A 22,920-nucleotide genomic window follows, 5' to 3' on the forward strand; every position below is an offset into this window, starting at 1 on the left:
TTGTAAATAAAAATCTTGCTTCTAAATTTGCTTGTATGCTAAATAATGATTGGTAAAGTTAAATCTAAAGCATAAGCAATCTATCAAGTTGTGATATAAGTTTAAGAATGTCAATATTGATTAAAAATATATTGCTAACATATGACTTCTTTGATTGGCGGTATTTAAATTTTTATATTTCCAATTAATTTTACTATTTGATTAAAATTTAATTAGCTTGAAAGTAGGGCTATGATTTTACCAAGAGAAAATGTTAGCTCTATTTATTTATACTTTTTTGCTATAATACTTTAAAATTAGATTAAAGAAGTTTTAATGGATCCTTTATTTACAACACAGATTTTAAAATACAAAGGCGATGAAGTTTTTACTTGTGATGATACTTTAGTCAGAGAAATCAAACTTGAGATTTTTGTCAATGATGAAAAAGTAGGAGCTTTAATGGCGACTCCTGTGGATGAACAAGCCTTAGCTATAGGGTACTTAATGAGTGAAAACATCATTGCTAAAACCAAAGATATTGAAAGCATAGAAAGCAAAGATGATGGTATGAGTGTGCATATAAAAGCAAAGATTGATCAAGAAAATTTAGCTAAATTAAATGCACAAGGTGTAGTGATAAGCGGTTGTGGTAGAGCTCATACAGCAAATATTGATCCAAATGCTATTGAGGCAAGTAAGATTGCAAGTTCCACTAGCTTTAGCAAAGACGAAATTTTAAAACAAATGAGCGAATTTTATACTCAATGTGATCTTTATGAAAAAACAGGTTGTGTGCATACAGCAAAACTTTTTGTAGATGAAAATACCTTTTTTATAGGTGAAGATATAGCTCAACATAATACTATTGATAAAGCTTTAGGCAAGGCAAGACTTGCTGGGGTAGATTTAAGTCAATGTTTTTTAATGGTAAGTGGAAGACTTAGCTCTGAAATGGTTGCAAAGGCTGTTATGCATAAGATTCCAATCCTTGTTTCAAGAACAGCACCTACTTGTCTAGGTGTAATGATAGCAAGAAAATTTAATTTAACACTTTGTGGTTTTGCAAGAGAAAATAAAATCAATATTTATAGCGGGGAATTTAGAATTGATACAAAATAAACAAATTGTTTCTTATATGAAAGAAATGTTAAACAGCAACGAAAGATTAGATTGTGGAACAGCTTTTAAGATTGCTAAAAAATTTTCAAAAACTATTGAAGAAATAGGACAAATTGCCAACGAAAATAGCATTAAGATTGATAATTGCGAGTTGGGACAATTTGGGCATTTAGATTTTGAAAAGGCAAAAATTGAGGTTTTAAAATCAATTGAACCTTATCTTGATGAAAAACGTCGTATTTTTTGTAGCAAAGCAAGAGAAGTTGCTAAAGAAGGTTGTGGATTAAAAGCGATGCGCTCAGCATTGAAAACTTATAAAGTTGATGTAAAGTATTGTAAACTTGGTTGTTTTAAAGAAAAAAAGGGAAAACAATTTATAGTTAGAACTAAGACATGGATTGAAAATGCTGATGGAGATTTGCTTTTTGGCAAAGGAAAAACAGAGCTTCTTGAGCTTATAGGGCAAACAGGAAGTCTTTTAAATGCTTCAAAACTTATGGGAATAAATTATAAAAAAGCTTGGATGCATTTACAGATTTTACAAAAAAATTCTCAAGAGATTTTAGTAAGCTCAAAACAAGGACGATCGAAACAATCTGGAACAAAATTAACTCCTAAAGCTATAGAACTTATGGAAAATTTTGGTATTTTGCAAAAAGATATAGAAGAGTATGCTAATAAACGTTTTAAAGAATTATTTCTTAGTAAGAAAAAATAATATTTCATTTTAAGCTTTTTTTGCTTTTTATTGCTATATAATTTAGGGTTGTAAATATTAGTTTTACTGGAGGAAATAATGTTTAAGTCTTTAAATATAGGTTTAAAGCTTGTTTTATCAGTAGCTGCTATTGTAATACTAGGTTTAGTTATTTTAATTATGCTTATTACTAAACAAGTAAGTAGTAATATCATTAAAGATACTGAAAATATTATCGAATCAAATTCTAAAGGATATGCTACTCATACTCAAGGTATAATTGATGAGATCATCTCTTTAAATAAGAGTGCAGCAAGTACTTTAACAGATATGTTTAGATCAACAAGCAAAGATGATTTAGATATTGATAATATTACAAATATTATTACCAATGTTCTTGATAATGGTGCAAATGCTGATATTACTTATTTATATCTTTTAGATCCACCTGAATATTTTAAAGAAGAAAGTAAATTTTTTAAAACTCAAAGTGGTAAATTTGTTATGTTGTATGAGGATGAAGATGTTAAAAAAGGTGGTATTAAAATACTTCAAGCTACAGATGAAATTATAAATTTTCCAACAACAAAAGATATACTACAAAATGCTCGGTATGGAGAGGATAAAATATATAGCAATGCACCTCTTAAAATAAAACTTGGAGATACTGAGTTTTTTGGAATAAATATAGCTTCTCCAATTTTTGATAAAAAAGATAAAGTTGTGGGAATTATAGGCATGACTTTAGATTTTGATCAAGTAGCATCATATCTTTTGGATCCAAAATCACAACTATACGATGGAGAATTAAGATTAGTTTTAAATTCTGATGGAGAAATAGCTATTCATCCAAATAAAAATTTAATCCTTAAAAAACTTCAAGAAGTTAATAATGTAAAAGAAAATGATAAAATTTATCAAGCTATTAAACAAGGTGAAAATCGAATTTATAATAATTATATTTCTACAACCGGACTTGAATCATATTTAAGTATTAGTCCTTTTAAAATCGGAGATAAATTATGGAGCGTAATGGTTGTATCTCCTAAATATTCTGTATTTGAGCCTTTAAAGAAAATACAATTAATGATTATTGGAGCTTCTTTATTTTTTGTTATCTTTGTTTTAGCAGTTGTATATTATTGTGTGCAAAAAATAGTTGGTTCAAGACTTCCTATTATTTTAAATTCTTTAGAATTATTTTTCCGCTTTTTAAATCATGAAAAAGTTCAACTTCAAACAATTAAAGTAAGAGCTAATGATGAACTTGGTAAAATGAGTGAGATTATCAATGCAAATATCGAAAAAACAAAAAGCTCTTTGATGCAAGATGAAGATGCCATTAAAGAATCAGCTCAAACAGCAAAAGAAATAGAACTTGGTAATTTAACGGCTAGAATTACTAAAAATCCAGCTAATCCTCAGCTTGTTGAACTTAAGAATGTATTAAATAAAATGCTTGATGTTTTACAAAATAAAATTGGTTCAAATATGAATGAAATTAACCGTGTTTTTGATAGTTATAAAGCACTAAATTTTACTACTGAAGTAAAAAATGCTAAAGGTGAAGTTGAAATTACAACTAATATTCTAGGAGAAGAGATTAAAAAAATGCTTGTTGCTTCTTCAGATTTTGCTAAAGAATTGGCAAGTCAATCTCAAGAATTAAAAACTTCAATGCACAAATTAACTGAAGGTTCCAATTTGCAGGCAAATTCTTTAGAACAATCTGCTGCAGCAGTTGAGCAAATTAGTTCATCAATGCATAGTGTTAGTTCAAAAACAGTTGATGTTGCAAGTCAAGCAGAAGATATTAAAAATATTGTAAGCGTGATTAAAGATATAGCAGATCAAACCAATCTTTTGGCATTAAATGCAGCTATTGAAGCAGCACGTGCAGGAGAGCATGGAAGAGGCTTTGCTGTTGTTGCTGATGAGGTAAGACAATTGGCTGAAAGAACTGGAAAAAGTCTTTCTGAAATTGAAGCAAATATTAATATACTTGTTCAAAGCGTTAATGAAGTTTCAGAGTCCGTTAAAGAGCAAACAGAAGGAATTTCTCAAATTAATGAAGCTATAGCTAAACTTGAAAGTATTACTAAAGAAAATGTTGGAGTAACCAATGCAACAAATGATATTGCTAATCAAGTTGATAAAATTTCAAATGCTATTTTAGATGATGTTAATAAGAAAAAATTCTAATTTTTATCCGCTTTAAGCGGATATTTTAATATTTTTAAATTGAAATTACTTTTTTAGTTTTCATATGATTTAAGGGAAATTATGAAAATTGATTGTCGTGATCTTACTTGTCCTATGCCAGTAGTTGAAACCAAAAATGCTTTAGAAAACCTCAATGAGGGTGAAGTTTTAGAAATTCTTATAAATTCTTCTGTTTCAAAAAACAATATATTAAAATTTTTAACTTCTTTAAATTTAAATCCTAGTGTTGAAGATTTTAAAAATGAAAGCTATATCAAAGTTTATAAAAGGGATATAAATTTAAATCAAGCAAATGTAAATGAGTATAATGTCTTGTTTTTAAAAACTGATAAAATAGGATCTGGAGAATTAGGAGAAAAGTTATTTGTTGGTTTTTTGGATAATTTAAAAAATATAGATTATATTCCAAGTAAAATTCTTTGTGTTAATGAAAGTGTTTTAATTAATACAGATGAAAATCATAAAGCTTATAAGGTTATGAAAGAATTGGAAAATTTAGGTGTTGAAATTATTAGTTGTGGAGCTTGTTTAGAGTTTTTCGGTAAAACAAATGAACTTAAAATAGGCAATATTGGCAATGCTTATGAAATTTTAAATGAGCTTTTTGGTAAAGCAAAAATTATTACTTTATAAGGTGTATTTTGAAGCAGTATAAAAATCAAAATTTAACATATTTTGTTAAAGCAGCAGGTTGAGCAGCAAAACTAAACCCGGGTGGTCTTAAAACAATTTTAAGTTTTATGCAAAGCTCTCCTTGTTTGCTAAGTGGTATTGATAATAATGAAGATGCAAGTGTATATAAGCTAAATGATGATTTAGCTTTAGTGCAAACTTTAGATTTTATTACCCCTATAGTAGATAGTGCGTATCATTTTGGTGCCATAGCTGCTGCAAATGCTTTAAGTGATATTTTTGCCATGGGTGCAGAAGTGGCTAATGCTTTAAATATTGTAGGTTTTGACAGTAAAAATCACTCTTTAGATGTTTTAAAAGAAATTTTAGAAGGAGCAAATGATAAAGTTAAAGAGTGTGGAGGATTGGTTACTGGAGGACATACTATAGAGAGCAATGAGCTTTTTTTCGGTCTTAGCGTTACTGGTAAAGTTCATCCTAATAAATTTATAGCTAATAATACTTCTAAAATAGGCGATTTAATTATCTTAACCAAACCTTTGGGAACGGGTATTTTAAGTACAGCTTTAAAAGCTAAGCTTTTAAAAACTAAATATTTAAATGATATGCTTGAAAGTATGATGTGTTTAAATTTAAAGGCTTCAAGGATTGCCTTAAAATTTAAAATAAATGCTATGAGTGATGTGACTGGTTTTGGACTTTTGGGTCATTTAAAAGAAATGTTAAATAATCAAATTAGTTTTGAAATTTTCAAAGACCAAATTCCTTATTTAAGTGGAGCAAAAGAGTATTTTGATATGGGATTAATCCCAAATGGAGCTTATAAAAATTTTGAATTTATTAAAGATTTTTATCCTTTGATTACAGAAGAAGAGCTTATTTTATGCGATCCTCAAACTTCAGGAGGGCTTTTGATTTCTGTTGATGAAAATGAAGCTTTAGATCTTTTAAAAAATTTAAAAGATGAAGGTATTGAGGCTAGTATCATAGCAAAGGTTTTATCAAAACAAAAAGAAAGTTTTCTTTTTAAATAAAATTATGTCATTAGCAAAGTGAAAAATAGAGTAAAAATAAAATATTTTATTGATTTTAAATTCTAAATAAATTAACAAAATAAAACGTCAAAGCATTTTAAGGGAGCAAATTAATAGTCTAGTAGCTGAGCTTGAAGGAATTTAAGGTTTTTGGATTAAAAACCTTAAAGTAGGTCCGCTTTGTTCGATTTTAAGCACATTAAAACCGCGATTTTGAGCATCTTTAGGTATAGAATTAATACTTTGAGGACAATCACATAAAACTTCTAAAATCTCGCCACTTTTAAGCTGAGGCAAGATTTCTAAAGTAGCAATAGCTGGATAAGGACAAGCTTCGCCTTCTAAATTTAGGGTATAATTTATAATCATTCTTATCCTTTTAATAAAAATATTTTTTAAAATGATTTAAATAGGCTTATAAATCATTTTCATTTTTAATAATTAGTATTTGTTTTTAAAAAAGTTCCATTTCTTAGCTCTTCAAAAGCCAAATTTAACTCTTCTTTGGTATTCATAACTATAGGCCCACCCCATTCACAAGGCTCATTTAAAGGTGTAGAACTCATAAAAAGAATTTGAGCTTTTTTATCCGTACTTTTTAGTTCAAAATACTCTCCTAAACTAAGTTTTATTGCTGTTTTTTCTTTCACTAATTGATCATTAATAAAAGCGTCTCCTTGTAGTAAAAAAAGCATAACAAAATAGTCTTTTTTTGTATGAATCATTTGTGTTGCATTAGGATTTAAGTGAATGTCATAATAATCAAAAGGCAAAAATTTGCTTTTATATCCATTTTCACCTTGATATTCTCCTGCTAAGATTCTCATTTTGCCATTTTCTAGCTCAAGTTCTTTAATCTCATCTTCTTTAATGCTTTTATAAAAAGGATCACTCATTTTATCTTTTTGAGGTAAGTTAAGCCATAGTTGTACGCCTAGCATTCTTGTAGAAGGATGTAAAATTTCTTCGTGTAAAATTCCACTTCCAGCACTCATCCATTGAACTTGTCCATTTTGTATAGTATCTGTATTTCCTAAACTATCCTTGTGAGTCATAGAGCCTTCATAAACATAACTTATAGTTTCAATGCCTCTATGTGGATGCATAGGAAAACTTGCTTTATAATCATTAAAATTTGTACTATCAAAACAATCAAGCATTAAAATAGGATCAAATTCTTTTATAGTTTGTGGCCCTAAAACTCTTGTAAGTTTTACTCCAGCACCATCTATAGTTTCTCTTCCGCATATAAGTTTTTCTATTTTTCTTTGCATTGATACTCCTTTTAAAAAAATTTTTTATATATTATAGCCCAAATAAAAAGTGATAAAAATAATAAAAGATTTATGCTTAAGCCCCCTAAATTTCCAAAAGTATTTAATAGATTGATTTTTATACCATTTATAAAATAATAAGGCAATAAATCATAGCTCAATGCTAAAATCATAGTTCCTACAATATTAGCAACACCTGCTATCATAAAGTGAATTTGTCCTTCAAAAGCTCTATAAGTCCAACCACACTCACAACCCCCTGCAAAGACTATACCAAAACCAAATAAAAAAGCTCCTAACATAAGAGCAGGTGAAATTTCTATTATTTTGCTTGTGTGTCCTTGCAAGATAAAAGCAAAGGCTATAATACTTGCAAGCATCATTGCTATTAATGCTGCTTTTAAAGGATTGTCTCTTTTGAATAAAAATAAATCTCTAAAACAAGAGGTAAAGCAAATTTGACCTTTAGCTATCAAAAAACCAAAAATAAAACCAAAAATTAAAGCTAAAGTTAAAAGACTTTTTTTATTTTGAAGATTAATGTCTCCATTTTTTAAAAAAAGATAAATTACTAAGAATAAAAACATTATAAATAACACTATTGCGAGTAAAAAATAAAATTTTTCAAATAAGGTATTATTTTTTAAGGGTTTATTTTTTTTATCAACACGTATTAATTTAGCTTTTGGTTTAAAAAAAGAAATATTACAAATTTTTACACCTGCATAAATACCTAAAATCATAAAAAAAGTAAAAATCCAAGTATGAAAGGAAAAATAAGGAAGTCCTGTAAAAAAATTGGCAAGATTGCATCCAAAAGCAAGTCTAGCGCCATAACCTGAGAGAATTCCTCCTACAATGGCTTGAAAGATACGTATTTTGCTAGCTGGAAAGCGAATTTTAAATTTATTAGATAATAAAGCTGCAATAAAACAACCCATAAACATACCAAGAATCATAATTCCATCTATTCTGGTGAAAATATTGCCTTCTAAATTTTGTTTTTGATAGTATGAGTATTTTTCCAAATTTATACCTAAGAATTCTAAGAATTCTCCACCTAATCGTGTAAATTCTCCAGTAACTGCCCAAACATTGCCAAAAATTCCAAAATATACAGCACTTAAAATTCCAAGTAAAATGAAAACGTGAGTATTATTCCAAAAAGAAATTAAATATTTTTGTTTGAAATAATTCATAAGAAAATTCCTAATTGTAATTATCAAAACCTTGATACTAAAGACAAAAATTATATGTTAAATCGGTAAAGTTGTCAAAAATTTATAATTTAATATAGATTTTAATAATTTAACTAGAAATAACTTTAATAATATTTTGTTTTTTATTTGGTTATAATAACAACGGAAGATAAGTGTATCTGGTGATCGCCACTGACTTCAAATCAGATGAAAGAATAGCTGGCTATTCTTTGGGGAGTTCGATTCTCTCATCTTCTCGCCATGCAAATAAGGATAAAAAATGAGTAAAGCAGATATTGTTGTTGGTGTGCAATGGGGTGATGAGGGAAAAGGCAAAATAGTTGATAAATTATGTGAAAATTATGATTTTGTTTGTAGAAGTGCAGGAGGACATAACGCAGGTCATACTATATGGGTAAATGGAATTCGTTATGCTCTTCATCTTATACCTTCTGGAATCTTACATCCAAGGAGTATTAATATCATTGGAAATGGTGTTGTTGTTTCTCCCGAAGTACTTATCACAGAAATGGCCCAATTTGATAATTTAAAAGGAAGATTGTATATTAGCGATAAGGCGCATTTAAATTTAAAACATCACTCTTTAATAGATATTGCTAAGGAAAAATTAAAAGGTAAAAACGCTATTGGAACAACGGGTAAAGGTATAGGTCCATCCTATGCAGATAAAATTAATCGAACTGGTCATAGGGTAGGAGAGCTTTTAAATCCAAGAAGATTGTGTGATGATTTAATAAAATATTTTAATGAAAATAAAATTTTTTTGGAATTTCTTAATGTAGAAATTCCAACGGAAAAAATTTTATTTGAGGATTTAAAACGTTTTAGTGAAATTTTATCTCCTTATATTACAGATACTACAAGAATGCTCTGGAAGGCTTTAGATGAAGATAAGAAAGTTCTTTTAGAAGGAGCCCAAGGTTCTATGCTTGATATAGATCATGGAACTTATCCTTATGTTACAAGCTCAAATACTATTTCAGCAGGAGCGCTTACTGGACTTGGTTTAAATCCTAAAGAAATAGGATCAATCATAGGTATTATTAAAGCATATGCTACAAGAGTTGGCAATGGAGCTTTTCCAACAGAAGATAAAACGCAAGAGGGTGAGAAGATTGCTCAGATTGGTAAAGAAATTGGCGTAAGCACTGGACGCAAAAGACGCTGCGGTTGGTTTGATGCTATAGCTGTTAAGTATGCAGCAAGATTAAATGGACTTGATTTTTTAGCTTTAACGAAACTAGATGTTTTAGATGGTTTTGAAAAAATTAAAATTTGCAAAGCCTATGAATATAACGGTGATGTTATTGATTATATACCAAATGACTTAGAAAATGTTAAACCTATTTATGAAGAATTACAAGGTTGGGATAAAGTTTTTGGAATAAAAGATTATGATTTATTACCTAAAGAAGCTAAAGAGTATATAGCAAGATTAGAAGAGCTTGTAGGAGTTAAAGTAAAATTTATTTCTACAAGTCCTGAGAGGGATGATACTATTATTTTATGAAGAGTAAATATAGTTCAATTGTTGAGGTAAGAAAACAACAACTTGATAAAGCTGAGCTAAATTTAAGTCAAGCTAAACAAAGAAAATTAGAAAATGAAAAAAATTTTGAACTTTCTAGGCAAGAGTTTTATGATTTAAATGTCTTGCCTAAATCAGGAAATGTTCAAGAATTAAGATCAAAACTTCAAATAGCTAGCATTGCAAAAGAGGCTTTAAAAAGAGCAAAAGAAAAAGTTGAGTTGTCTAAAAAAGAAATGAACCATTATGAGTTTTTATATAAAAAAGCTCATTTAGATTATGAAAAAATAAAAATTTTAAATACACAAGAAATAAAGAAGAAACTTAAAGAAATGCAAAAAGTTGAAGAAAAATTTCTCGATGAATTGGCTATAAGTAGATTTGTTAAAAAGGAAAAAGATGAGTAGGATAATATTTTCATTTTTTTTATTGGTTTTATCTTTACAAGCTGAACAAAATTGTGAACAATATTTTGAATCAAAAAAAGCTCAATTAGAACTTCAGACAAGAGAATTTGATGAAGCAAGACAGTCTTTAGAAGCTTTTAAAGCTTCTTTTGAAGCCTTACAAAAAGAAAAAATGCAAGAACTAGCCACAAAAGAAGCAGAAGTAAATGCTACTTTAGCACAGATTGATAGTTTAAAAAAAGAAAATGCTAGGCTTTTAGAAGAAAAGAAAAAAATATTAGACACTATTAATGAAAAAACAGAAGGAAGAGTAAAAGAAATTTATTCTCAAATGAAAGATGCTGCTATTGCCAATGTATTAAGTCAAATGGATGCTGAAGATGCGAGTAAAATAATGCTTTCTTTAGAGTCGAGAAAAATTTCAGGAGTTCTTTCAAAAATGGATCCTAAGAAAGCATCTGAACTTACATTATTGCTTAAAAATATGGATAATAATACAAGTTCAAATTAAGACTTATTTTAATATTCTTTTACCTAAAATAAGCTATTATTGTAAAATTATTTTTAAAAGGCTTAAAGAATGCGTATAAAACTACCACATATTCCTTATATCGCTAATAAAATAACATTAGATATTATGCATTGTTCTTTTATTGAAGTTAAAGATCAATTAGAAAAAATTAATTTATGTATAAAAAATGTTTTAGAAAATGATGTATTAAATGAAAGAAAATTAGATGAGAGAGTGAAAAAAATTTTAGAAGAGCAAGAAGAAGAAATAGAATTTATGCAAATAGATCGTAAAAATATGTTTTGGCTTATTAAAAAAAGACTGGCAAATGAATTTAAAGTGATTTTAAATTCAGAAGATAGACATAATAATTTGGCTCATGAGATTTTAAGTGAATTGATTGATAATGATTATATAAATTTTCTTGTTTCGGAAAATAGAGTAAAAAATTTGATTTTTTCAAGCATAGAAGGATATTTAAAAATTTATGAAGAGATTGAAGATGAGGTTTATGAAAAAATAAGTAATTATAAAACCAAACCTATACCAGGAAGTGAAGAATATGAACTTATCTTTGAAAAACTTTATCAAGAAGAGCTTAGAAAAAAGGGAATGTTTTAATGAAGGCTTATGTGTATTTAGAAAATGGTATTTTTTTGAATGCTAAGGCTTTTGGAGCTAGTGGAACTTTTTTAGGAGAGCTTGTTTTTAATACTTCTTTAACAGGATATCAAGAGATTATTTCAGATCCTTCATATGCAGGACAATTTATCGTTTTTTCTATGCCAGAAATTGGTATAGTAGGGACAAATGATGATGATAATGAAAGCGAAGAAATTTTTGCTAGTGGAATAGTTATTAGAGAATTAAATAATTATTTTTCTAATTTTAGAGCCAAAGAAAGTTTACAGACCTATCTTAAAAAACATAATAAAATTGGCATTTACGATATAGATACAAGATTTTTAGTTAAAATGATAAGAGATAATGGAAATTTAAGAGCTATTATTTCAACCGAAATTTCTAATAAAGAAGAATTAAAAGAGAAACTAAATTTAAGTGCTAAATTTGATCAAATTAATTTTGTAAAAAATGTAAGTACTAAAAAAATATATTCTCATAAAAATGGCGCTTGGAATCACAATACTAAAAAATTTAATCCTTCGCAAAAAAATTCTAAAAAACTTGCTGTTATTGATTATGGCGTGAAAAAAAATATTCTTAATGAACTTGTTGAAGTAGGTTTTGAGGTAGATGTTTTCCCTTATAATACTAAAGCTAAAGATCTAATTGCTTTATATGAACAAAAAAAAATCCATGGAGTATTTCTCTCTAATGGCCCAGGTGAACCAAAAATTTTGAAAGATGAGATACTAGAAATTAAAAAACTTGTAAAAGCCAAAATTCCAATACTTGGAATTTGCTTAGGACATCAACTTTTAAGCAATGCTTTTGGTTATGAAACTTATAAAATGAAATTTGGTCAACATGGGGCTAATCATCCTGTGTTAAATTTAGAAAATAAAAAAATAGAGATTACTGCTCAAAACCATAATTATAATGTTCCAGAAGAACTTTGCGAAGTAGCTATTATTACGCATAGAAATTTGTTTGGAGATAATGTAGAAGGTGTTAGATATAAAGATTATCCCATTATCTCAGTTCAACATCATCCAGAAAGTTCATCAGGACCTCATGAGAGTAAATATATTTTTAAAGAATTTATGAATTTAATGTGAACTTAGATCTTTTAGTCTTTATAAGCATTGCCTTTTTATCAAGCTTTGGACATTGTTATTCAATGTGCGGAGGTTTTGTTTTGCTTTTTTTAAATTTAAATAAAGAAGCAAAGAATTTATTTATTCTACAAATAATTTTTCATTTTTTTAGAATTTTGACTTATATTTTTTTGGGTGTTTTATTTAGTCTAATTGGAAATTTTTTTCTCATTGATACTACAATTCAAAATCTGTTTTTTTTTATTATAGGCTTATTAATGATTTTTTTAGGTTTTGCCTTAATATTTAGAGGTAAAATTTTATTTTTGATTGAAAATCATATTTTTTACGAAAAATTTATTATAAAAATATTTCAGAAAGCTAAAACTTATAAAGGTGTGAAATCAGCCATATTTTTAGGTTTTTTTAACGGTTTTATACCTTGTGGTTTGGTATATTTTTTTATAGCTTCAGCTATGAGTAGGCAAAATATTTTAGAAAGTGCTTTGATTATGTTTATTTTTGGTCTTTCTACCTTACCTGCTTTATTTCTTTTTTCGCTAATGGCTAAATTTTTAAGTGATTTGTTTAGAAATATTTTTAATTATATTGCTTATTTTGCCATTATATTTTATGGATTATATTTATCTTTTATAGGTTTTAAAAATTTCTAATTTGTAACAAATCATTAACTATTTGAATTTTTTAAGAAAAAATCTATTGTTATTGTTTTATAATAATTAACTATAAAAATTCTAAGGAGAATTGATGCACCCAGGTAATATGTTAAATTACGATTATACGGTTGCTAAATATTTTATGTTTACTACCATAATCTTTGGGATAGTCGGTATGGCTATAGGAACTCTAATAGCTTTTCAAATGGCATATCCTGATTTAAATTATTTAGCAGGAGAGTATGCTACATTTTCGAGATTAAGACCTTTGCATACTTCTGGAGTTATTTTTGGTTTTATGCTTTCAGGTATTTGGGCAACTTGGTATTATATAGGACAACGTGTTCTTAAGGTTAGTATGGCAGAATCTCGTTTTTTAATGACTATAGGTAAATTACATTTTTGGCTTTATGTCATAACTATGCTTATTGCTATTATTTCTTTGTTTGCTGGCGTTACAACTTCTAAAGAATATGCTGAACTTGAATGGCCTCTTGATATTATGGTTGTTTTGGTTTGGGTTTTATGGGGTGTTAGCATCTTTGGTCTTATTGGAATTCGTAGAGAAAAAACTCTTTATATATCCCTTTGGTATTATATTGCAACCTTTTTAGGTATAGCAATGCTTTATCTTTTTAACAATATGGCTGTTCCTACATACTTTGTTTCTGGTATGGGAAAATGGTGGCATAGTGTCTCTATGTATGCTGGAACAAATGATGCTTTGGTTCAATGGTGGTATGGACATAATGCGGTTGCTTTTGTTTTTACTGTAGGAATTATTGCTCAAATTTATTATTTTTTACCAAAAGAGAGCGGACAACCTATTTTTTCTTATAAGCTTTCTTTATTTGCATTTTGGGGTTTAATGTTTGTTTATCTTTGGGCTGGAGGCCATCATTTGCTTTATTCTACTGTTCCTGATTGGATGCAAACTATGGGTTCTATTTTTTCTATTATACTTATATTACCTTCTTGGGGATCAGCAATTAATATATTGCTTACTATGAAAGGTGAATGGGAACAATTAAGAGAAAGTCCATTGATTAAATTTATGATTCTTGCTTCAACTTTTTATATGTTTTCAACTCTTGAAGGTCCTATTCTTTCTATAAAATCTGTAAATGCTTTAGCTCATTTTACTGATTGGATTCCAGGTCACGTTCATGATGGAACATTAGGTTGGGTTGGTTTTATGACTATGGCAGCACTTTATCATATGACTCCTAGAATTTTTAAAAGAGAACTTTATAGCAAATCTTTGATGGAAGCTCAGTTTTGGATACAAACAATAGGAATTGTGCTTTATTTTAGTTCAATGTGGATAGCAGGTATTACACAAGGGATGATGTGGAGAGCTACTGATGAGTATGGAAATCTTCTTTATGCTTTTATAGATACTGTTGAGGCTATTATTCCTTATTATTGGATTAGAGCTATTGGAGGATTATTATATTTGGTAGGATTTTTCATATTTGTTTATAATATTTATAAATCTATTACTTGTGGAAAAGTGCTTAATAAAGAGCCTAAAAATGCTTCACCTATGGCAATATAAGGAGAAAAAATGTTTAGTTGGTTAGAAAAAAATCCATTCTTTTTTGCTGTAGCGGTTTTTATTGTAATTGCTTATGCTGGGATAGTTGAAGTTTTGCCAAATTTTGCAGAAAGTGCAAGACCGATCGAGGGTAAAAAACCTTATACTGTTTTACAACTTGCAGGAAGATCAGTTTATATTAAAGAAAGTTGCAATGCATGCCATTCACAGCTTATCCGTCCTTTTAAATCTGAAACAGATCGCTATGGAATGTATTCTTTAAGTGGTGAATTTGCTTATGATAGACCTTTTCTTTGGGGTTCAAAAAGAACAGGACCAGATCTTGCACGTGTAGGGAATTATAGAACTACAGACTGGCACGAAAATCATATGTTAGATCCAACTTCTGTAGTTCCTGGATCTATTATGCCTTCTTATAAACATATGTTTGTTAATAATGCAGATATAGAAACTGCTTATGCAGAAGCTTTAACTGTTAAAAAAGTTTTTAATGTTCCTTATGATAAAGAGGGTCAAACTAAACTTGGAACTTGGGAAGAAGCACAAGAAGAAGTTAAGCTTGAGGCTAAGAGTATAGTAGATGAGATGAAAGATCAAGAAGTAAAAGATGCTTTTGCCAGAGGAGAAATAAAAGAAATTGTAGCTTTAATTGCTTATTTAAATAGTTTAAAGTAAAGATATGAAAGATTTAATAATAATATTTGATGTTTTTAAAAATCTTATCGTTTTTGATTTATCTGCTATTTCTAAAGATGAATGGCAGATTTTTCAAGGATATGGTTTTTTTGTATTTGTTGTTTTTTTAGCTATTGTTTTGTATGCGTATTATTTTCATCTTTATAAAAGAGAAAAGATGGGTGAAAGAAATTATGAGAAATATGCAAAACTTGCTTTGAATGATGATATTAACGATAGCGTTTTAGAAAGTAAAAGGAGTGCTTAATGCAATGGTTAAATTTAGAAGATAATGTCAATCTTTTATCTTTAATAGGCGCAGTTTTAATTATTTTAATTACTCTAATAGTAGTAAATAGAATTTTTAAACAAATTAAAGAGAAAAAGAAAGAAGATTTAGAATTAAGTGAGCATAGTTGGGATGATATAAAAGAATATAAGAATAATATTCCTATAGGATGGTTAGTAGTTTATGTTTTAACTATTGTTTGGGCTATATGGTATTTTTTATGGGGCTATCCTTTAAATTCGTATTCAAGGATAGGAGAATATAATGAAGAAGTAGCTTTACACAATGCCAAATTTGAAGAAAAATTTAAAAATTTAAGCGAACAAGATAGAATTACTATGGGAGAAAATATATTTTTAGTGCAATGTTCAGCTTGCCATGGAATAACTGCAGATGGAATAAATGGAAAAGCTCAAAATTTAAATATCTGGGGTTCAGAAGAAGGGATAGTTGAAGTAATAAAAACTGGATCTAAAGGGATGAATTTTGCAGGTGGGGAAATGCCAGCGGCTTCTGATTTAGGTATAGAAGATGATGATATAAAAGCAATTGCTGCTTATGTTGCTAAAGAGCTTTCTGCTATTAAAAAAACCAATAATGAGGATTTGGTTGCAAAGGGCAAAGAAGCTTATGCAAGTTGTGCAGCCTGTCATGGAGAAGATGGAAAAGGACAAGATGGGATTTTTCCTGATTTAACAAAATATGGTTCAGCTTCTTTTGTTGTAGATGTGTTAAATAGAGGAAAAAAAGGTTTTATTGGTTCTATGCCTTCATTTCCAACTTTAAATAGTATTCAAAAACAAGCTGTTGGTGAATATGTAATTTCTCTTTCAAGGAGTGAATAATGGAAAATATTAAAAGATCTGTATTTTCACTGTCTGGAGTAACTGGTTTGCTAATTGCAACCTTGCTTTTAATTGTCATTTTGGTTGCTCTTACTATATGGGGCATTAAAGCACAACAAGAAGTTATGCAAAAACCATACACTTTAAAAAATACACAAGAAATTAAAATGCTAGGCTCTAAGGTTGAGGATTTTAAAATGATAAAGGAAAATAATGAATAAGGTTTTAGAATATTTAGTAGTTATTGGTCTTTTGGTTACAGCAGCTATTACAGCTTGGTCTGTTTTGAGTATTAATCATTTAAATATAGGATGAGAACTGTCTTAAAAGGCATTTTTTTTGCCTTTTTATTTTTTTTTCCTTATAAAATTTTTGCTTTTAATGCAATTGTTTTAAATGAAAATGTTTTAAATGATAAAGTGATTAAAGAAATAAACCTTATAGGAAAAGAACTTTACGATAAAACGGGTATTTTTGTAGGTGTTGCTATAGCGGATCAAACTCCTTTTGAGGATTTATTTAAGCTTCAAGAACAACTTATTAAACCTAATGTTTTATTAATATTATCAAAGATTTCTCATAAAGTTGATATTATAGGGACTAAAGATTCTTTGCTTTTTTTTGATAAAAATAAAGTTTTAAGTCCTTATTCTGGCACGGGCACTATACTTCCTATTCTTACTTCTAGTAAGGGAAAAGATGTTTTTAATGCTGCTGTTTTAAATGGATATGCTGATATCTGTGATAAAATTGCAAAGTATTTTAATCTAGAGCTTGAGAATTCTATAGGCAATGCAAATCGTGATACTATAAATATTTTAAGAATTTTAATTTATGGATTTATTTGTTTTTCATTACTCTATTTTGTGCAAAGAAAAATGAAGAGGAAGAGAAATGGTTAAAAAGACTTTTTGGCCTTATGGAATTTTGCTTTCTATATTAGCTATTGTTATAGCTTGTATTACTACGATCGTTATAGCAAGTGATTATCCTGTGTATGAGGATAATTTTTATTTTGATACCTATCAAAACGTAGAATCAAACTATAATAAAATTCAAAACAATCAAAAGCACTTTGATGAAAATTTTAAATTACATATTAAAGATAAAGAAAGTTTTATATATAAAAGAAAATTGGTTTATTATATTAATGAAGGGCAAAATGAATTTAGAATTTTTATTGAAAATTTAAAAAATTATGATTTAAATAAACTTCAAATTGAAGCTTTACTTTCACGTCCACATACAAATAAAAATGATGAAAAATTACAAGTAAAGCTAGATGCTAATGAATTAGTTTTTGATTTTAATGTTAAAGAAAAAGGTAATTGGCAATTACTTTTAAAAATTACTCAAAATGAAAATAGTATAGGTTTTTTTAAATTCTTTTTGAAAACTAAACAATGAAACTTTTTGTATTTAGCTCTTTAAGAGCTTTAAGAAAATATTATGAGGAAAAATTACAAGAAAATACTTTAGTGAATCCAGCTATGAGTATAGCTGAATTTATACAAAAGTTAGTATTTTCTGAGTATTTTGAAGCTACACGTTATGAGTGTTTGCTTTTGATGCAAAAAGCTTGTGAGCAAACTAAAAATTTGGAACAGAGTTTAAAAATACCAAGTAATTTTTTTGCATTTTTAAAAAATAATGCTTATTTGTTTAGCTTTTTTAAAGAATTAAGTTTAGAAAAAAAAGATATTAATGAACTAAAATTTCATGACGCTTATGCTCAATATGATGAGCATTTGCAAATTTTAGAAGAACTTTTTAAAAATTATTTAACTTTGTTAAAAGAGCATAATTTATATGATGAAATTTCATTGCCACTAGATTATAAAATTAATGTTGATTTTTTAAAAAACTATAATGAAATTATTTTTGATTTTCAAGGATTTTTAAATGCTTTTGAGGTTGAACTTTTATTAGAGACTAAAAAACTAATTCCTATTAAAGTGCAATTTAATTGCACTAAGTTTAATAAAGATTTTTTAAATTCTCTTAGTTTTTTGCAAGGATTTGATTTTAAAGAAAATTATTCTTATTTATATGATTTAAACCAAAATCAAATTTTAAAAGAATATTTTTTTCTAAAAGAAAGTAAAATTAGTTATAAAAGTTTTAATCTAAGATCTCTACAAGCTGCCTTTGTATTTGAAAAAATTAATACTTTTTTAAAAGCAGGTATTAGTGCAAAAGATATTGTGGTGATTACACCTGATGAAAAGTTTGTGGATATTTTAAGATTGTATGATAGGGACAATGTTTTAAATTTTGCAAGTGGAAAGAGTATTAAAAACACACATTTTTATCATAAATTAAGAGCTCTTTATGAGGGTGCTAAAGATGATGAGTTTGAATATGAGAGAAATGATGATTTTTATAATGAGCAGAATTTAAATAAGCGTTTGTGTAATTTGCATTTTTTTTCTAGTATAGATTTTCAAGAATTTAAAAAAAAATTTAATGAAAATGTTTCTTTTGAGTTTTTTGAAAGTCTTATACATCAATTATTAGAAGATAGTGAAAATGAACTAAAAGACTATATTACACAAGAGCTTATTTTTATTAAAGAACTTATTAAAACCCATAAGCTAGATTTTTCACAGATTTTAGAATTATTTTTTATGCAAATAGATAATATAAAATTGAGCAGTGTGGGAGGCGGAGAAGTCACTGTTATGGGTCTTTTGGAGAGCAGAGGTCTTAGTTTTGATGGGGTGATCATAGTTGATTTTAATGATGATTTTATCCCAAAAAGAGTTTCAAGCGAATTATTTTTAAATAATGAAATTCGCAAAAAAGCAGGACTTATAACGCACACTCAAAGAGAAAATTTACAAAGACATTATTATTATACACTAATAGCTAAGGCAAAATTAGTAGGCATTTCTTTTGTGGAAAATGAGGAAAAAATCAAATCAAGATTTTTAAACGAGCTTGAATTTGCTTTACATGAAGATAAAATTTATAGCAATAATGCTTATTTGAAATATTTTCAAACCTATAAATGCTCTTTCAATCTTGAGCCTATTACACATATAAAAGCAAAGCATGATTATTTTAAAGAAATTTTATCTTTTTCAAGACTTCATCTTTTGATTAATTATGGTTTGGATTATTATTATAAGTATGTTTTACGTTTAAAAGAACCAAAAAATTTAAATGATACACTTAAAGCAAATGAATTTGGAAGTTTTATCCATAAAGCTTTAGAAATTTATTATACTGAAGTTTCAAACAATCATTTTAATTATGAAGTTTTTATGCAAATAATCAAGAACGCAAAACAATATAACATAGATGCATTAAGTTTTGCTCTCATTGAAGCTATATTTAAAGAATTTCAAATGCTTGAAAATGAACACTTTAAGCAAGGTTATATGGTGGAAAAATGTGAGCTTCCTTTATCAAGAGAATTTATTACAGATGATGGAGTAAAGATTAATACTTATGGTCGTTTAGATAGGATAGATTGTAATGATAAAGAAAAAATGATTATAGATTATAAAAGCGGCAAAGTAGATGATAAATCCTATCAACTTGCTTTTTATAAGTTTTTATTGGAGGGTAAATATCCATTAGAAAATATAAAAGCTTGTTTTTACGATCTAAAAGATATTAAGATTATAAATGAGAATGCCAAAAGCAAAAGTGTACAAGAGCTTGAAGATTTGTTTAATGAGCTTGCCAAAGAGCCACTAGAAAAAGAATTTTATAATCAAAAAAATGACAATACTTATAGTCCTTATGTTATGCTTTATAAAAAGGAGTTTAAACTTTGAGTTCTAAATTTGAGCCTTTTTTAGCTTTAGAGGCTAGTGCAGGAAGTGGAAAAACTTTTGCCTTAAGTGTGCGTTTTGTGGCCTTAGTTTTGATGGGTGCTAAAATTAATGAAATTTTAGCTCTTACTTTTACCAATAAAGCTACAAGCGAGATGAAAGAAAGAGTTTTTAAAACTTTTTTAGAATTTGATAGATTTGAAAATGGTGATGATAAAGCAGAGTGCAAAGAGCTTATGAAAATGCTAAATAAAAGCAAAGATGAACTCATAATTTTAAGAGAAAAATACAAAGAAGATTTTCTAAGATCAAAACTTAATATTTATACTTTTGACAGTTTTTTTTCTCAAATTATTCGTTCTTTTGCTTTAAATTTAGGTCTTATGAGTGATTTTGAAATCATACAAAATCAAGATAGCTATAAAAATTTCATTAACAAGCTAAATAAAGAAGAGTTAAATACTTTAGCGTATTATATAATCCAAACTAAAAGTAAAAGCGATTTTTTGAAAAATATTGAGAGTTTATATGAAAAATCTTGCGAGATTAAAACTATCAAAAATGCTCATTTTCCAAATAAAGCCTCTTTAGAGGAAAGTCTTAATAAATTTATATCTTATGCAAAAACTTTAAGCACTGATAAAAATTATCAGAAAAATTTTGATTTTGAAAGTATAGAAGATTTTTTTGCTAAGCCTATTATTTGTGATTTAGAGAAAAAATATTTTGAAAAAATCATAGATAGTGAATTTTTACAAAAAAGAGCCGAATTTTTACAAAATGCAAAAGAGTATTTTATCCAAATGGAAAATTATCGTATCAATATCCTTGCTAGACTTTTAGCACACTTTAAAGAGGCAAGAAATGAAGATAATATTAAGCAAAATGCTTTAACTTTCTCAGATATAGCCTTAAAATGCTATGAGTTAATTAGCGATGATGCAAATAAAGATTTAATTTATTTTAGACTCGATGGCTATATTTCACATTTATTAATCGATGAATTTCAAGATACCAATGTTTTACAATACCAAATTTTAAAACCTATCATAGCCGAACTTGTCTCAGGCGAGGGTGTGAAAAAAAATAGAAGTTTTTTTTATGTGGGTGATAAAAAACAAAGCATATATGGTTTTAGAGGAGGGAAAAAGGAGCTTTTTGACAAGCTTTTAAAAGATTTTCCACAAATTAAATTAGAACATTTAGATACAAATTATCGCAGTAAAAAAATTATAGTTGATTATGTAAATGAAGTTTTTAAAGATAAATTTTTTGATAGTTTTAATCAGCCTAATTTTACTTTGCAAAAAAGCATTAAAGAAGGCGGATATGTAGAAATTTTACAAAATCAAATCCCATCAAAAACTGATTTACATGAAGCAAGTGGAAAAGAAGTTTTAAAAATTATTCAAAAACTTTTAGAAAAAGGAATTAAACTTAGTGAAATTTGTATTTTAGTATGGATCAATAAAGATGCCACTTTAATGAAAGAATTTCTTGAAAAAAATAGTATCAAAGCTTATACACAAAGTAGTGTTGCTTTAATGGATTGTATTAGTGTAAGAGTGCTTTTTGAGTATGCTAAAGCTTGTGTGCTTAAAGATGAGTTTAGTTTGTATTTTGTAAATAGTATTTTAGAAAAAGACCTTTCATATACCGAGCTTGATTTAAATCGTGGTGTAAGTGAAATTTTAAATTATTTAATCCATATTTTAAAGCTTGATTTAAGTGATATAAATTTAATCGCGTATTTAGAATACGCAAGCACTTTTGATAATTTCATAGATTTTTTATTTTATCCTTGCGAGTTAAAATCTTTACAAGCTCAAGATAATGGAGTAAGCATTATGACAGTGCACAAATCCAAAGGGCTTGAATTTGAAAATTTAATTGTGCTTGATAGACTTAGTAAGGATAGTAATGATACTCAAACTTTAATGTTTGAATATGATTTAGAACAAGGTTGGGAAGTAAGATATAGACATAGTGTGAGAAAATATCTAGAAGATGAAAACTATAATGCTTTTTTAATGAAAAGAAAAAAACTTCAAGCAGAAGATGAAATAAATTGTTTGTATGTAGCATTAACTAGGGCTAAAAATTCTCTTTTTATTATAAAAAATGATGAGAGTTTTAAAACTTTTAAGAGTTATTTTAAGGATTATGAAGAAAAGCAAATTGGCGTTTTGGAAAATAAACCTCAAGAAGAAGAAAAATTAAAAAATTTAGAACAAATTGAAGAATTTGAAAAATTTCAAAAGGTGAATTTACAAGAGATCAAGATAAAAAACCACCTTTCAAGTAAACAAATTTATTTTGGTTTAGCTTTGCACGAATTTTTACAATATTTTGATTTTGATGAAAAAAATAATTTTGAATTTTGTAAACAAATGATATATAAAAAATATCGTTTTTTCTTAGATGATGAAAGTTTTAAAGATCTTTTTAAAAGGCTTATGATGCTTTTAGAAAATGAAAATTTTAATAAGCTTTTAACAAAAAAGACACTATTAAAAGAGCAAATTATCACTTATAATGGTGAGCAAAAACAACTAGATATGTTAGCACTTAGCGATGATGAAGCTATCATTATAGACTATAAAACAGGTTTAAATTTAAATGAGCATAAAAATCAAGTTTTGCTTTATAAAGAAGCTATAGAAAAAATCTTAGCTAAGACTTCTACTAAAGCATTTTTGGTATATGTTTTAAAAGATAAAGTGGAGATAATAGAGATTTAGGGATATT

Annotated in this window: 24 protein-coding genes and 1 tRNA gene; 22 read left to right on the top strand and 3 right to left on the bottom strand. The window is 27.5% G+C overall.

The genetic code is table 11. The features are described 5' to 3' along the window. The first annotated feature begins 315 nt into the window (after positions 1-315). From fdhD to selD, 5 genes are all read left to right on the top strand, one after another. Positions 316-1,101, top strand: a complete 786-nt coding sequence (gene fdhD / locus DU473_RS02355) for a formate dehydrogenase accessory sulfurtransferase FdhD (protein ID WP_131163098.1) — start codon at positions 316-318, stop codon at positions 1,099-1,101. Between the two features lie 16 nt (positions 1,102-1,117). Continuing rightward, positions 1,118-1,819: a winged helix-turn-helix domain-containing protein gene (locus tag DU473_RS02360; RefSeq protein ID WP_131186495.1), complete on the top strand. Its 702-nt coding sequence runs from the start codon at positions 1,118-1,120 to the stop codon at positions 1,817-1,819. A gap of 78 nt (positions 1,820-1,897) precedes the next feature. Continuing rightward, positions 1,898-4,000: an aspartate chemotaxis receptor CcaA gene (ccaA, locus tag DU473_RS02365; RefSeq protein ID WP_131163099.1), complete on the top strand. Its 2,103-nt coding sequence runs from the start codon at positions 1,898-1,900 to the stop codon at positions 3,998-4,000. Positions 4,001-4,081: 81 nt separating this feature from the next. Continuing rightward, on the top strand, positions 4,082-4,654 hold the full coding sequence (gene yedF / locus DU473_RS02370; RefSeq protein WP_131163100.1) for a sulfurtransferase-like selenium metabolism protein YedF: 573 nt from the start codon (positions 4,082-4,084) through the stop codon (positions 4,652-4,654). 8 nt (positions 4,655-4,662) lie between these two features. After that, positions 4,663-5,688, top strand: a complete 1,026-nt coding sequence (gene selD, locus DU473_RS02375) for a selenide, water dikinase SelD (RefSeq protein WP_131163101.1) — start codon at positions 4,663-4,665, stop codon at positions 5,686-5,688. Between the two features lie 141 nt (positions 5,689-5,829). On the opposite strand, the gene yedF (DU473_RS02380) is transcribed toward selD, so the two are convergent. The 3 genes from yedF (DU473_RS02380) to yedE form a co-directional block, all read right to left on the bottom strand. After that, the gene (yedF, locus tag DU473_RS02380) at positions 5,830-6,057 is read right to left on the bottom strand and encodes a sulfurtransferase-like selenium metabolism protein YedF (protein ID WP_131163102.1); all 228 of its coding nucleotides are present in this window, start codon (positions 6,055-6,057) and stop codon (positions 5,830-5,832) included. 65 nt (positions 6,058-6,122) lie between these two features. Further along, positions 6,123-6,962, bottom strand: a complete 840-nt coding sequence (locus DU473_RS02385) for a pirin family protein (RefSeq protein WP_131186461.1) — start codon at positions 6,960-6,962, stop codon at positions 6,123-6,125. Between the two features lie 11 nt (positions 6,963-6,973). Next, positions 6,974-8,161 (bottom strand): selenium metabolism membrane protein YedE/FdhT, encoded by a 1,188-nt coding sequence (yedE, locus tag DU473_RS02390; protein WP_131163104.1) that lies wholly within the window; start codon positions 8,159-8,161, stop codon positions 6,974-6,976. Between the two features lie 164 nt (positions 8,162-8,325). On the opposite strand from yedE, the gene DU473_RS08240 reads away from it, so the two are divergent. From DU473_RS08240 to DU473_RS02465, 17 genes are all read left to right on the top strand, one after another. Next, positions 8,326-8,423, top strand: a tRNA-Sec gene (locus DU473_RS08240). An 18-nt stretch (positions 8,424-8,441) separates the two neighbouring features. After that, positions 8,442-9,692 (top strand): adenylosuccinate synthase, encoded by a 1,251-nt coding sequence (locus tag DU473_RS02395; protein ID WP_131186462.1) that lies wholly within the window; start codon positions 8,442-8,444, stop codon positions 9,690-9,692. Next, a complete protein-coding gene (locus tag DU473_RS02400; protein WP_131186463.1) occupies positions 9,689-10,117 on the top strand; it encodes a flagellar export protein FliJ in 429 nt (142 codons plus the stop codon). Before DU473_RS02395 ends, DU473_RS02400 begins: the two co-directional genes overlap by 4 nt. Further along, positions 10,110-10,628, top strand: a complete 519-nt coding sequence (locus tag DU473_RS02405; protein WP_131163107.1) for a MotE family protein — start codon at positions 10,110-10,112, stop codon at positions 10,626-10,628. Before DU473_RS02400 ends, DU473_RS02405 begins: the two co-directional genes overlap by 8 nt. Positions 10,629-10,697: 69 nt before the next feature. Then, on the top strand, positions 10,698-11,249 hold the full coding sequence (locus DU473_RS02410) for a DUF507 family protein (RefSeq protein ID WP_131186464.1): 552 nt from the start codon (positions 10,698-10,700) through the stop codon (positions 11,247-11,249). After that, complete coding sequence (gene carA, locus DU473_RS02415) at positions 11,249-12,367, top strand: glutamine-hydrolyzing carbamoyl-phosphate synthase small subunit (RefSeq protein WP_131186465.1); 1,119 nt, start codon at positions 11,249-11,251, stop codon at positions 12,365-12,367. The genes DU473_RS02410 and carA overlap by 1 nt, the downstream gene beginning before the upstream one ends. After that, positions 12,364-13,020, top strand: coding sequence for a sulfite exporter TauE/SafE family protein (locus DU473_RS02420; RefSeq protein ID WP_131186466.1), 657 nt, complete (start codon positions 12,364-12,366; stop codon positions 13,018-13,020). Before carA ends, DU473_RS02420 begins: the two co-directional genes overlap by 4 nt. A 94-nt stretch (positions 13,021-13,114) precedes the next feature. After that, positions 13,115-14,581 carry a cytochrome-c oxidase, cbb3-type subunit I gene (gene ccoN / locus DU473_RS02425; RefSeq protein WP_131163111.1) on the top strand — a complete coding sequence of 489 codons (1,467 nt, stop codon included), beginning with the start codon at positions 13,115-13,117 and terminating at the stop codon, positions 14,579-14,581. 9 nt (positions 14,582-14,590) lie between these two features. Next, positions 14,591-15,256: a cytochrome-c oxidase, cbb3-type subunit II gene (gene ccoO, locus DU473_RS02430; RefSeq protein WP_131163112.1), complete on the top strand. Its 666-nt coding sequence runs from the start codon at positions 14,591-14,593 to the stop codon at positions 15,254-15,256. Positions 15,257-15,260: 4 nt separating this feature from the next. Continuing rightward, positions 15,261-15,524 carry a cytochrome c oxidase, cbb3-type, CcoQ subunit gene (locus DU473_RS02435; protein ID WP_131163113.1) on the top strand — a complete coding sequence of 88 codons (264 nt, stop codon included), beginning with the start codon at positions 15,261-15,263 and terminating at the stop codon, positions 15,522-15,524. After that, positions 15,524-16,390, top strand: coding sequence for a c-type cytochrome (locus tag DU473_RS02440; protein WP_131163114.1), 867 nt, complete (start codon positions 15,524-15,526; stop codon positions 16,388-16,390). Before DU473_RS02435 ends, DU473_RS02440 begins: the two co-directional genes overlap by 1 nt. Beyond that, entirely contained in the window at positions 16,390-16,611 is a 222-nt protein-coding gene (locus DU473_RS02445; protein ID WP_131186467.1) for a DUF4006 family protein, read from the top strand. The genes DU473_RS02440 and DU473_RS02445 overlap by 1 nt, the downstream gene beginning before the upstream one ends. Next, positions 16,604-16,705 (top strand): hypothetical protein, encoded by a 102-nt coding sequence (locus tag DU473_RS08400; protein WP_234193988.1) that lies wholly within the window; start codon positions 16,604-16,606, stop codon positions 16,703-16,705. Before DU473_RS02445 ends, DU473_RS08400 begins: the two co-directional genes overlap by 8 nt. After that, positions 16,702-17,292, top strand: a complete 591-nt coding sequence (locus tag DU473_RS02450) for a hypothetical protein (RefSeq protein ID WP_131186468.1) — start codon at positions 16,702-16,704, stop codon at positions 17,290-17,292. Before DU473_RS08400 ends, DU473_RS02450 begins: the two co-directional genes overlap by 4 nt. After that, on the top strand, positions 17,285-17,797 hold the full coding sequence (locus DU473_RS02455; RefSeq protein WP_131186469.1) for a FixH family protein: 513 nt from the start codon (positions 17,285-17,287) through the stop codon (positions 17,795-17,797). Before DU473_RS02450 ends, DU473_RS02455 begins: the two co-directional genes overlap by 8 nt. Beyond that, positions 17,794-20,175 (top strand): PD-(D/E)XK nuclease family protein, encoded by a 2,382-nt coding sequence (locus DU473_RS02460; protein ID WP_131186470.1) that lies wholly within the window; start codon positions 17,794-17,796, stop codon positions 20,173-20,175. Before DU473_RS02455 ends, DU473_RS02460 begins: the two co-directional genes overlap by 4 nt. Beyond that, positions 20,172-22,913, top strand: coding sequence for a RecB-like helicase (locus DU473_RS02465; RefSeq protein ID WP_131186471.1), 2,742 nt, complete (start codon positions 20,172-20,174; stop codon positions 22,911-22,913). The genes DU473_RS02460 and DU473_RS02465 overlap by 4 nt, the downstream gene beginning before the upstream one ends. Positions 22,914-22,920 lie beyond the last annotated feature (7 nt).

The organism is Campylobacter novaezeelandiae, assembly GCF_004323845.1.
Classification (GTDB): Bacteria; Campylobacterota; Campylobacteria; order Campylobacterales; family Campylobacteraceae; genus Campylobacter_D; species Campylobacter_D novaezeelandiae.